Below are 11,029 nucleotides of genomic sequence, written 5' to 3' on the forward strand. Positions count from 1 at the left end.
GGTGTGGGTCGACCTCAAGGCCAACAGCGCACCGCCCGCGGGTTATTTCCCGACCCGGCCGCTCGTCGCCGACCGGTGTCCGGTCTCATGTCACCGACCGGTGTCCGGTCTCATGGCACGAGCGTGGTCCGCCGGCCCGGCATCATCGCGGCGGCCGCCACCATGACCACGGCCATCGCCGCGACCCCGAGGAACACCAGGTGCACCGCCGCGGACAATTCGCCGGGGGAGGGATGGTCGGTCGCGCCGATCCGGGAGTTCACCAGCGCGCCGAACACCGCGACGCCGACCGCGCTGCCCAGGGCGCGGGCGAACATGTTCGCGGAGGTGACCACACCGCGTTCGGACCATTCGCTGGCTGTCTGCGCGGCGATCAGCGTCGGCGTGGCCACCAAGCCCATGCCGAGTCCGACCAGGAAACACGAAGCCGCCACCCGGGCGAGCGAGGAGTGCTCGGTGATGAACACCGTGCTGAGCGCGCCTGCCGCGGCGATCCCGCTACCGATCAACGCGGTGGTGCGAAAGCCGAGGCGTAGATACACCTTTCCGGCCTGTGACGCGGCGATCGGCCACCCGAGCGTCAATGCGCCGACGGTCAGACCGGCCACCAACGCGCCCGCCCCCAGCACTCCCTGGCTGAAGGTCGGCACGTAGGAGGTCAGGCCCAGCAGGATCGCCCCGACCAGGACCGAGACCAGACTGCTGGCGATCACCACCCGCCGGGTGAACATCCACAACGGCAGGATCGGATTCTCCGCCCGCCGCTCGACCAGCACGAACAGCGCCAGCACCGCGCCGCCGCCGACGAAGATCGCCACTCCGGTCGGCGAGGTCCACGCCCACGCCTGACCGCCTTCGAGCAGGCCGAGGATCACCGCGCCCGCGCCCACGGTCAGCAACAGCGCGCCCAGGTAGTCGACGCGTTGCCGCCGCCGCGGCGCGTCCTCGGTGAAACCGCGCACCAGCATCCAGCCCGCCACCGCCGAGAGCGGCAGATTCACCAGGAAGATCCACCGCCAGTTCACGTATTCGGCGAACACGCCGCCGATCAGCGGGCCGAGCACCGAGGACAGCGCCCACACGCTCGCGAGATAACCCTGCACCTTGGCCCGCTCGGCCAGCGTGTACAGGTCGCCCGCGATGACCATCGTCATCGGCTGGATCGCGCCCGCCCCGATGCCCTGCACCGCGCGGAAGACGATCAACGCGACCATCGACCCCGCGAGCCCGCACAGCAGCGAGCCCAGGGCGAACACCGCGATGCCGAACAGGATCACCGGTTTGCGGCCGACCGTGTCGGCGAGTTTGCCGTAGATCGGCACCGTGACGGCCTGGGCCAGCAGGTAGATCGAGAACAGCCACGGGAACTGCGAGAACCCGCCGAGGTTGTCGGTGATGGTCAGGACCGCCGTGGCGATGACGGTCGAATCCAACGCCACCAATCCGGTGGCCAACATCAGCGAGGCGAGGACCGGACCTCGTTCCGAACGGAAGCCGACATCCGATGCCGCAATCCCCAACGCCACGTCGCGCCCTCTCGTTCGTTCGGCTGACCACCACGAACGAACGTACTGGGCGGCGGACTATTCCCGCCCCTGGTTTTTCAGGGCCGCCAGGTGATCCGGCCGCCCTGGAATTCCTGGGCCTTGCCGCCCTCGTAGTCGTATTCGTCGCCGGTGGGGTAGCCGTAGCGGCCGTTCTCCGCGCCCGCGCGCACCCAGTCGTCGCGCAGCGCGCCCCACACCACGTGCGCGCCGGTCGCGCTCGAGTAGTAGATCGCGCCGCCGGTGAACAGGTTGTAGCGCCCGCCCTTGCCCGCGGCGGCCTCGTCGGTCAGCGGGAAGCCCAGCGGGCCGCCCTCCCAACCGAACGCGCCCCACTTGTCGCGGATCGGCCCGCCGACCTGGTGGGCCGCGGTGCCCAGCGACCAGTAGATCGACCCCTTCTCGAAATGATTGAACCGGCCGCCGCCGGACGGTGTCACTTGCTCGGAGGTAACGGGATAGCCGAGGGTGCCGGCTTCCGATCCCAGCTGACCCCATTTCTGCCGGATCGCGCCACCCACCGACTGCGCCCCGGTGGCGGGCTGCCAGTAGAAGGAGGCGTCGCGCTGGAAGGTCTGGTACTTGCCGCCGCGGGCCGCGTCGGACTCGGGCGAGGTGGGGTCGCCGAAGACCGCGGGCCCACCTTGCTGGTCGTAGGCGATCTCGATCTCGCCGCCGACGTCGAACGGGCCGACCGGACGCGCGTCGGCGACCCCCGCGCTCGACAGCGCGCCGACGGCGACCGCGCAGAGCGCGACCGCGCGGCGGCGCAGCGATCCGTACCGGTGACCGGGGCGTGATGTCGGTGCCACTGCGACTCCCTGGGCGTGTGGAAACGAGTTTGCCGGGCGATTGCGCACGGCACGAGCGGTGCCGACCCGAAGCTACCAGCTCACCGCCGGGGGCGGTACCCGAGCCGGGTCACATCGGGTACAGGCTGTGTTTGCGCGGATTGGGGGAGGCCGAGTCCTCCTTGTCGCGCAGCAGTCGCAGCGCGCGCCGCAGTTCCAGGCGGGTCCGCGAGGGCTCGATGACCGCGTCGATGTAGCCGCGTTCGGCGGCCACCCACGGGGTGGCGACGGTCTCGTTGTACTGGTCGATCATCGCCTCGCGGAACGCGGCGCGCTGCTCCTCGGGGACCGCCGCCAACTGCCGTCGGCCGACCAGGTCGACCGCGCTCTCCGCGCCGATCACCGCGATGCGCGCGGTCGGCCAGGCCATACTGATGTCCGCGCCGAGTTGTTTGCAGGCCATGAACCCGTACGCGCCGCCGTAGGACTTGCGCACCACCAGGTTCAGGATCGGCACCGTCGCCTCGATGATCGCCCGGAACACCCGCCCGCCGCGCACGATGACGCCGTTGCGCTCCTCCTCCACCCCGGGCAGCACACCCGGGGTGTCCACCACGAAGACCAGCGGCAGTCCGAAGGCGTTGCACAGCCGGATGAAGTGGGTGGCCTTGTCCGAGCACCGCGCGTCCACCGCGCCGCCCAGCACCAGGGGCTGATTGGCGACCACGCCGACGCTGCGCCCGTCGATCCGGGAGAAGCCGGTGATCAGGTTGCCCGCGAACTCGCCGCGCACCTCGTGGAACTCGCCGTCGTCGAACAGGCGCAGCAGGATCTCGTGCATGTCGTAGCCCGCGCGATCGGAGTCCGGGATGATCGCGTCGAGTTCCCGGTCGGAGGCGGTGATCTCCGGTTCCAGCCCCGGATTGACCACCGGCGCGGACTCCAGGCAGTTGGAGGGCAGGTAGCTCAGGTAGGCCCTGGCCCAGTCGAAGGCCGCCTGCTCGGTGGCCGCGACGTGGTGGACGGTGCCGTTGCGGGCCTGGTTGTGCGCGCCGCCCAACTCCTCCATCGACACGTCCTCGCCGGTCACCGCCTTGATCACCTCCGGCCCGGTGACGAACATGTAGGAACTCTCGGTGGCGATGATGACATCGGTGTTGATCGGCCCGTACACCGAGCCCGCCGCGCATTTGCCGAGCATGATCGACACCTGCGGGACGAACCCGGACAAGCGCTCCTGGCGGCGGCTCATGTGCGCGAACCAGGCCAGCGAGGTCACCGCGTCCTGGATGCGGGCGCCGCCGGAGTCGTTGATCGCGACCACCGGGCAGCCCTTCTCGTAGGCGAAACGCAGCGCCTCGGCGACCTTGCGGCCGAACATCTCGCCCACCGAGCCGCCGAAGACCGTCTGGTCGTGGGCGATCACCACCACCGGCCTGCCCTCGATCAGGCCGCGCCCGGTCACCACGCCGTCGCCGTACATGGCCGACGGATTGCCAGGCTGGCGGGCCAGCGCCCCGATCTCCAGGAAGCTGCCCGTGTCGAGCAGCGCGCGGACCCGCTCACGCGCGCTGGGGATGCCCTTGTGCTCGCGTTTGGCGATCCCGGCCACGCCCGCGGGTTCCGCCGCCACCGCGAGCACGCCGCGTAGTCGGTCGAGTTTGTCGCGGGTACCGGTCATGCGGAGAACCTTTCGCCCAGCGGTACGCGCGAGATCACGTACCGCCGGCGAATCTAACGGCCGCGCGCGGCGCGCCAGACGATCATGGGCGAGGGCGTTGACACCTCACAGCGCTCGTGGCGCACGCTTTGGCCATCGCCACGATCCGGTCAGGGTTTGCGCAGGATGCCCCCGTACTCGTAGACCACCGTGCGACGGTCGGTCACCCCGACGAAGGACACCAGCTGATCGGGCACCGGCTCGAGCGGCGGCTGGTCCGGGTCCGGTCGCCAGTCGATCACGTTGCGCAGCCCCGGCTCGATCGCCTCCAGGCCGTCGAACAGGGCGTCGACCTCGCGCGGGGTGCGGTTCTGCCACGGGATGCCCGCGCCGTCGAGTTGGGCGGCGAACTGCGCGCCGAGCGCCGCGTCGTCGCTGACGACCTGGGAGAAGGCCAGGTAGCTGCTCGAGGGCGCGACCGTGTCGAGGATGTGGCGCAACGCGTGCCGCGCGCCCGACCCGACGGAGTCGACGTCCTTGAGGTGGTGGCCCACCGACAGGAACAGCACCGCGAGCGGCTCGTCGAAGTCGATCAGCCTGCGCACGTCGGGATCGGCCAGCAGCGCGTCGGGATCGCGCATGTCCGCGGTGATGACCGTGGTGCTCTGCTGATCGGCCAGCAGCGCGCGGCCGTGCGCGAGCACGATCGGGTCGATGTCGACGTAGGCCACCCGCGCGTTCGGGTCGAAGCGCTGGGCGACCTCGTGGACGTTGTTGTCGGTCGGCAGCCCGCAGCCCAGGTCCAGGAACTGGTGGATACCCGCCTCCTGGACCAGGTAGCGCACCGCGCGGTAGAGGAACTGACGGTTCTGGCGTGCGATGTCGACGCACTCCGGGAACCCCTTCAGCACCTGTAGGATGATCTCGCGGTCGATGGCATAGTTGTCCTTGCCGCCGAGCATCCACCCGTAGGCTCGCGCCGAGGTCGGCCGGTCCAACGGGATCGCCGTGTCCGCTGTGTCTGTCGCGTCGTTCGAGCTCACCTGAATGTTCCACCCTTTCGCCTGATGCACCCGCTCGGGTCATCGCCCCCTGGCCGCCCGTGGTCCAACCGCGGAGCGGCACAGCTCGATTCGTCGATCCTCTCGCGAATCATTCTGGAAAATCCGGATTTTGGGGATAGCTTATCCTCACGTTCACGTGGGAGACTCGTGACATGGCCGCTCGAGAGTTGCGAGAGTCGACCGTGGACGCCGATCGCGTCGCGCTGGCCGAGGCGGCCCGCCGCGTGGTCGGGCAGAGTTGGTGGCAGGGCGAGGCCGAGTGGCTGCCACCCGGCTTCGACACCTTCCTGCATCTGGAACAGGCGGCCCGCAGGCTGCGCTGCTACGAGTCCAGGGTGGTCCCGGAACTGTTGCAGACCCGCGACTACGCCCGCGCGCTGCTGACCCTGGCCCACCCCGGCGACACCGAGAGCATGCGCGAGCGGCGGGTGGCGCTGCGCATGCGGCGCGCGCGCATCCTGACCAAACCCGCGCCCGCCCAACTGTGGGTGATCATCGAGGAATCCGCCCTGCGCCGCCCGATCGGCGGTTCGGCGGTCTGGCGGGCCCAACTCGAACACCTGAGCAAGCTGGCCGAGGCGCCCAACATCGCGATCCAGGTCCTGGCCGACACGGTCGGCGGACCGGCGCTGACCGAGGGGTCGTTCTCGGTGCTGCGCTTCGCCGAGGGCGACCTGCCCGACCTGGTTCACCTGCAACAACTCACCCGCCGGGTCTTCCTAGACGCGAGTAGCGATGTCGAGGCCTATCTCGGCGTCGCCGACACCTTGTCGGTGCACGCGGCCGCGCCCGAATACGCCCCCGCGCTGATCCGGGCCATGTACCGCAGCCATCCGCCGACCGTGGATCAGCCGACGCCGCTGTCCTGAGCGCCGGGGCGCATCGGCTACGCGTCTGATGCGGTCCTGCTACCGTGAACGGGTCGTCGGGTTCGGGACGACTGGTGGAGTCTCGCGCCTTCGCCCGCCGCGGCGGCGAAAACGCTTGGTCCACAGGCATTGTCGGTGGTCCACTCGGTGGGCCGGCGCGGCGCCTGTAGTTCCGGTCCGCGATCGGCCCCCTGTCCGGGGCGCCGAGATCGGGTGGTGCGAGCGAGACTGAGCGGGAGCGTTGTGGCAGTGACCGAGTGTTGCCGGCCAGTGGGCGCGACCGGCGCCGATCTCGGAACTCCCCGCCGATCACCCCGGGCGACATGCTGTTTCACCCCCTTCTGGAGTCTTATCAATTGAGCACGCCACATTCAGCCCCTCCGTCCCATCTGGCCCCGGCCGGCGTCTGCCCCGTGCAGCACGGATCGCCGATCGACACCGACGGCCCCCGAATGCCTTTGCACACCGCGGAATTCGCCGCCGACCCGCACGGCGCCTATACCCGGGCGCGCGAACAGTTCGGGTCGATGGTCCCGATCGAGATCGCCCCCGGCGTCCCGGCGACGCTGGTGCTCGGCTATCAGACCGCGGTGCGGATCCTCAACGATCCCGAGCACTTCCCGGCCGATCCGCGGGCCTGGCAGGACAGCGTGCCCGCCGACTCGCCGATCAAGCCGATGATGGAGTGGTATCCGAACGCGCTGCGCAACAGCGGTCCCACCCACACCCGCTACCGGCAGGCCTACGTGGCCGCCATCGACGGCATCGACCTGCACGCGCTGCACTCCACCGTCGAGCGGATCGCGGTGCCGCTGATCAACACCTTCATCGAGTCCGGCTCCGCGGATCTGGTCACCCAGTACGCGTTTCCGCTGGTCTTCGAGGTGCTCAACCGGATGGTCGGCTGCTCGACCGAACTGGGCCAGCGGGTCGCGACCGGTATGGCGATGCTGTTCGACACCGTCGAGGCGGCCAACGGCATGGAGATGCTCAGCGGCGCGCTGCTCGAACTGATCGCGTTGCGGCGCGCCGAACCCGGTGACGACGTCACCTCGCGGTTGGCCCACCACCCCGCCGGTCTCGACGACGTGGAGATGCTGAGCCAGCTGATCAGCTTCTACGGCGCGGGCATCGAACCGCAGCAGAACCTCATCGCCAACACCCTGCTGCTGATGGTCACCGACGACCGCTTCGGCGGCAATGTGCTGGGCGGCAGCCTGTCCACCCGCGACGCCCTGGACGAGGTGCTGTTCAACGACCCGCCGATGGCGAACTTCTGCACGTCCTACCCGCGTCAGCCGATCCTGATCGACAACACCTGGTTGCCCGCGCACCAACCGGTGCTGATCAGCCTGTCGGCCTGTAACAACGATCCCGCGATCCGCGGCGGCGACCGCACCGGCAACCGCTCGCACCTGGCCTGGAGCGCGGGTCCGCACGCCTGCCCCGCCAAATCGGTCGCCTACCTGATCGTGCAGGACGCCATCGATCAGTTGCTCGACGCGCTGCCCGAACTCGCGCTGGCGATCCCCGCGACGGATCTGGTCTGGCGACCGGGCCCGTTCCACCGGGCCGTGAGCGCGCTCCCGGTCGTCTTCCCGCCCTCTCCGCAGTTGAATCTGGTGTAAGGAGTTCCATGCAGAATGAACCGATCGTCCTGGACCTGACCGGCGCCGACATCCAAGGCGAGTCGGATCGGATCCGGCAGCGCGGCCCCGTCGCGCTGGTGGCGTTACCCGGCGGGGTGCCCGCGTGGTCGGTGACCGACGCCGCGGCCCTCAAGAGCCTGCTGGCCGACCCGCGGGTGTCGAAGGACCCGCGGCAGCACTGGGCGGCTTTCGTCAACGGCGAGATCACCGAGGCGTGGCCGCTGCTGCCGTGGGTCGCGGTGGAGAACATGTTCACCGCCTACGGCGCCGAGCACCGCAGGCTGCGCCGCCTGGTCTCGCCCGCGTTCACCCACCGCCGCAGCATCGCGCTGCGTCCGCGCATCGAGGAACTGGTCACCGATCTGCTCGACCGGCTCGCGGCCACGCCGGCCGGCGAGGTCGTCGATCTGCGCGCGCTCTACGCCTACCCGGTGCCGATCAAGGTCATCACCGAGATACTGGGCGTTCCCGACCATCTCGGCCCCGGCCTGCACAAGTGCGTCGACGGCTTCTTCGACACCTCCTTCGGGCCGGAGGAGGCGCAGGCCAACTACATCGAGATGTACGGGCTGGTCAGCGAACTGGTGGCCTACCGGGCGGCGAATCCGGGCGACGACGTCACCAGCGTGCTCATCGCCACCCGCGACGAGAACGACGGCTCCGCGCTGACCGAGAAGGAACTCGTCGACACGCTGATGCTGGTCATCAACGCCGGGCACGAGACGACGGTGAACCTGCTCGACCAGGCCATCGTGGCGCTGCTGACCCATCCCGAGCAGCGCGCGGACGTGGTCGGCGGGCGTGTCCCGTGGTCGGATCTGGTCGAGGAGACGCTGCGCTACGAGGCGCCGGTCGCGCATCTGCCGCTGCGCTACGCGGTCGAGGACATCGACGTCGACGGCATCACGATCGGCAAGGGCGAGGCGATCCTGGCCTCCTACGCCGCCGCCGGTCGCGATCCCAAGGTGCACGGCGCGAGCGCCGCCGAGTTCGACGTGCGGCGCACCGACAAGGACCACGTGTCCTTCGGGCACGGCGCGCACCACTGCATCGGCGCTCCGCTGGCCCGCCTGGAGGCCGATATCGCGTTGCCGGCGCTGTTCGCGCGGTTCCCGGATCTGCGGTTGGCGGTGCCTGTCGAGGAGTTGGCGCCGGTCGGCAGTTTCGTCTCCAACGGGCACCGCACGCTGCCGGTGTCGCTGAGCTGAGTTCCGTTCCGGGACACGAGAAACGGGGCGTCGTCTCGGCGACGCCCCGTTCGGGCGGGTGGTGTCAGTGGCCCGCGACGTCGGAGGCGTCGATGGGGCAGCTGACGGTGCGCGGTACCGCGATGTAACCGGTTCGGGATTCGGACATGTCGTGTGAGATGCCCGCGATCTCGATGCGGTCGGTCGGCACGGATTGATCCCCGAGAATGTCGAGAGCCCCCGCGCCGGCCAGGATGATGGCTGCCGTCGCCAGAATTAGCCTGGTTCGTTTCATGACCTGCTCCCGCTGTTTGGGCGAGTTGGATTGCTGAACGCGAGCCCTCTCGTGGACGGCTCGCCTCCCCTTGGTCGCTGGGTATTTGCTTAGAGGAACCGTAATTCTGTATTCGTGGGATGAGCAAGACACAGAAAGGTCACGGAAACGGAAATCTGGAGTGTCGCTACCGGCTGATACGGCGTTGACCGGGTATCCGGCGGTCTGGGCATCGGGTGATGCACAGGATGAACCACCGCATTTGACCGAGATTTGCGGTCTCCGACATTTGCGTAATAACAGCCCTGTTGTTTATCAATTCGATACCGACGGCACGGTGGTCGATATACGCCGTCGGAAGATTGGCGCGAACGGTACGGGGGTGTGGCGTCAATCGATCGCTTCGCGGACGATCAGCAACGGGCAGTCGGCGCCGAGCAGCAGGGCCTGGCTGGTGCTGCCGAACAGCATGCTCGCGAACCCGCCCCGACCCCGACTGCCCACCACGAGCAGTTGCGCGTCGCGGGAGCGTTCGTGGAGATAGCGCTCGGGGCGGTCGCGCACGACTTCGCGGATCACCGTCACGTCCGGGTGGCGCTCGCGGTGGCCCGCCAGGCTCTCGGCGAGCAGGACGTCCTCCTCGTGATCGGCCTCGGTCTCGCGTTCGCGCACCTGCTCGACCAGTTCCGGGCCGATCCACACGTGCACCGCCACCAGGTCGACACCGCGCGCGTCGGCTTCGGCGAAGGCCGCCGCCACCGCTCCCGGGTCCGCGCCGGTGCCGTCGATGCCGACGATCACCGGACGGGTGCGCACCTCGGCGTCGAGCGACATCTCCTCCTTGACCACCGCGACCGGGCAGTGCGCGCGTCGTGCCAGCACCGAGCTGACCGAGCCGAGCAGCGCGCGCCGCAGGGTGCCGCGCTTGCGGGTGCCGACCACGATCATCCGCGCGCCCTCGGTGCGGTCGACCAGGGTCGGGCCGGTGACCGCCGGGAGCATCTCGGTGTGGATCGGCGGGGTCCCGATATCCCCGGTCGCCTCGGTCGCGAGTTTCACGGCCTCCGCGAGGACCCATCGGCCGTGCTCCTCGAGGCGGGTGTAGTCGGTGGCGGTGAGGGGTTCGGTCATGCCGGGGCCGTAGTCGGCGGTGGCGTCGAGGATGTGCAGCAGGTGCAGTGGCGTGCCGTGCAGCGCGGCGGTCCGCGCCGCCCAGGCGACCGCGACATCGGACCCCGGGGATCCGTCCACGCCTGCGATGATCGGGGTCTCGGTCGACATGCGCTGCTCCTCACGAAGGGGCGGAGACGATATCTACTACGCTTCGTAGCATAGCTGAGATCCGAAATGTCCGGGTGTCGCGAAAGGATTGCCCGAAGTCGTGCCGGTCTCAGCCGACGCGATCCAGATCCGCCGTGACCCGCTCGGGTCGGCCCGACCGCGTGACCCCCGTGTACACGAAATCCAGTCCGCCGCCCTCGCCCGCCGTGACGGTGACATTGCCGTTCGGGATGCACGGCCCCGACACGATCTGCTCGTACAACGTCGCCGACAAACCGCCGTCGGCCCGCTCGCGCAAGGTCAGTTCGCCCGTGCAGTCCCCTTCGGACACCTCGTAGAAGGTCGACCCGATTACCGTGCCCACCGCACCCGACCGCAGCGTGATCGTCATCCGGTAGTGCGACAGCGTGCCGGCGTCGTCCTCGTTCGGCGGTGCCTTGCCACTTGCCAACCAGCGGCAGTTGCTCGATGGTCGCGGGAGCGCCGGACGGTCCCGCATCCTGGCCCATCGCCGTCGAGAGCGCCACGGCCACCGCCGCCGCGAGGCCCGCGACCAGCACCGTCGCGACGCCGAGCACCGTGCGCCGCGACCGCCGGGGCGCGGGCACGTCCTCGACCGCGTCGGCGGGTTCGCGCGGCGCGCCCCCGCCCGTGCCCGCCGCGGCGGTGACCGTCGGGGGATAGACGCCGTAGCCCTCGGTGGGCAGCGT

Annotated in this window: 11 protein-coding genes; 4 read left to right on the plus strand and 7 right to left on the minus strand. The window is 69.6% G+C overall.

Annotated elements, in window-relative coordinates; genetic code table 11:
- Positions 1 to 110 precede the first annotated feature (110 nt).
- The 4 genes from ON30_RS11765 to ON30_RS11780 form a co-directional block, all read right to left on the minus strand.
- Positions 111 to 1,526: an MDR family MFS transporter gene (locus ON30_RS11765; protein WP_051029205.1), complete on the minus strand. Its 1,416-nt coding sequence runs from the start codon at positions 1,524 to 1,526 to the stop codon at positions 111 to 113.
- Positions 1,527 to 1,603: 77 nt separating this feature from the next.
- The gene (locus ON30_RS11770) at positions 1,604 to 2,356 is read right to left on the minus strand and encodes an LGFP repeat-containing protein (protein WP_174387465.1); all 753 of its coding nucleotides are present in this window, start codon (positions 2,354 to 2,356) and stop codon (positions 1,604 to 1,606) included.
- A 109-nt stretch (positions 2,357 to 2,465) separates the two neighbouring features.
- The gene (locus tag ON30_RS11775) at positions 2,466 to 4,016 is read right to left on the minus strand and encodes an acyl-CoA carboxylase subunit beta (RefSeq protein ID WP_040706565.1); all 1,551 of its coding nucleotides are present in this window, start codon (positions 4,014 to 4,016) and stop codon (positions 2,466 to 2,468) included.
- 149 nt (positions 4,017 to 4,165) lie between these two features.
- Positions 4,166 to 5,038, minus strand: coding sequence for an SAM-dependent methyltransferase (locus ON30_RS11780; RefSeq protein ID WP_051029206.1), 873 nt, complete (start codon positions 5,036 to 5,038; stop codon positions 4,166 to 4,168).
- 173 nt (positions 5,039 to 5,211) lie between these two features.
- Between ON30_RS11780 and ON30_RS11785 the strand changes: the two genes are divergently transcribed.
- The 3 genes from ON30_RS11785 to ON30_RS11795 all read left to right on the plus strand — a co-directional run bounded on the left by ON30_RS11785 (position 5,212) and on the right by ON30_RS11795 (position 8,785).
- A complete protein-coding gene (locus ON30_RS11785; RefSeq protein ID WP_157183701.1) occupies positions 5,212 to 5,928 on the plus strand; it encodes a DUF5753 domain-containing protein in 717 nt (238 codons plus the stop codon).
- A gap of 452 nt (positions 5,929 to 6,380) precedes the next feature.
- On the plus strand, positions 6,381 to 7,556 hold the full coding sequence (locus tag ON30_RS11790; protein WP_245554006.1) for a cytochrome P450: 1,176 nt from the start codon (positions 6,381 to 6,383) through the stop codon (positions 7,554 to 7,556).
- An 8-nt stretch (positions 7,557 to 7,564) separates the two neighbouring features.
- Complete coding sequence (locus ON30_RS11795; RefSeq protein ID WP_040706567.1) at positions 7,565 to 8,785, plus strand: cytochrome P450 family protein; 1,221 nt, start codon at positions 7,565 to 7,567, stop codon at positions 8,783 to 8,785.
- A gap of 64 nt (positions 8,786 to 8,849) precedes the next feature.
- Here ON30_RS11795 and ON30_RS39040 read toward each other — a convergent pair whose 3' ends face one another.
- The 3 genes from ON30_RS39040 to ON30_RS11805 all read right to left on the minus strand — a co-directional run bounded on the left by ON30_RS39040 (position 8,850) and on the right by ON30_RS11805 (position 10,770).
- Entirely contained in the window at positions 8,850 to 9,059 is a 210-nt protein-coding gene (locus tag ON30_RS39040) for a hypothetical protein (protein WP_157183702.1), read from the minus strand.
- Between the two features lie 369 nt (positions 9,060 to 9,428).
- Positions 9,429 to 10,319, minus strand: coding sequence for a universal stress protein (locus ON30_RS11800; protein WP_040706569.1), 891 nt, complete (start codon positions 10,317 to 10,319; stop codon positions 9,429 to 9,431).
- Between the two features lie 109 nt (positions 10,320 to 10,428).
- Positions 10,429 to 10,770 (minus strand): hypothetical protein, encoded by a 342-nt coding sequence (locus ON30_RS11805; protein WP_040706571.1) that lies wholly within the window; start codon positions 10,768 to 10,770, stop codon positions 10,429 to 10,431.
- Between the two features lie 17 nt (positions 10,771 to 10,787).
- Between ON30_RS11805 and ON30_RS11810 the strand changes: the two genes are divergently transcribed.
- The gene (locus ON30_RS11810) at positions 10,788 to 11,003 is read left to right on the plus strand and encodes a hypothetical protein (RefSeq protein ID WP_040706573.1); all 216 of its coding nucleotides are present in this window, start codon (positions 10,788 to 10,790) and stop codon (positions 11,001 to 11,003) included.
- The last annotated feature ends 26 nt before the right edge of the window (positions 11,004 to 11,029 follow it).

The sequence above is a fragment of the Nocardia takedensis NBRC 100417 genome (assembly GCF_000308695.1).
Taxonomy (GTDB): Bacteria; Actinomycetota; Actinomycetes; order Mycobacteriales; family Mycobacteriaceae; genus Nocardia; species Nocardia takedensis.

Bases quoted from the DNA above. Each gene is read 5' to 3' on its own strand.
- ON30_RS11775 (WP_040706565.1), bottom strand. From the start codon at position 4,016: ATGACCGGTACCCGCGACAAACTCGACCGACTACGCGGCGTGCTCGCG.
- ON30_RS39040 (WP_157183702.1), bottom strand. From the start codon at position 9,059: ATGAAACGAACCAGGCTAATTCTGGCGACGGCAGCCATCATCCTGGCC.
- ON30_RS11790 (WP_245554006.1), top strand. From the start codon at position 6,381: ATGCCTTTGCACACCGCGGAATTCGCCGCCGACCCGCACGGCGCCTAT.
- ON30_RS11795 (WP_040706567.1), top strand. From the start codon at position 7,565: ATGCAGAATGAACCGATCGTCCTGGACCTGACCGGCGCCGACATCCAA.
- ON30_RS11785 (WP_157183701.1), top strand. From the start codon at position 5,212: ATGGCCGCTCGAGAGTTGCGAGAGTCGACCGTGGACGCCGATCGCGTC.
- ON30_RS11810 (WP_040706573.1), top strand. From the start codon at position 10,788: ATGGTCGCGGGAGCGCCGGACGGTCCCGCATCCTGGCCCATCGCCGTC.
- ON30_RS11800 (WP_040706569.1), bottom strand. From the start codon at position 10,319: ATGTCGACCGAGACCCCGATCATCGCAGGCGTGGACGGATCCCCGGGG.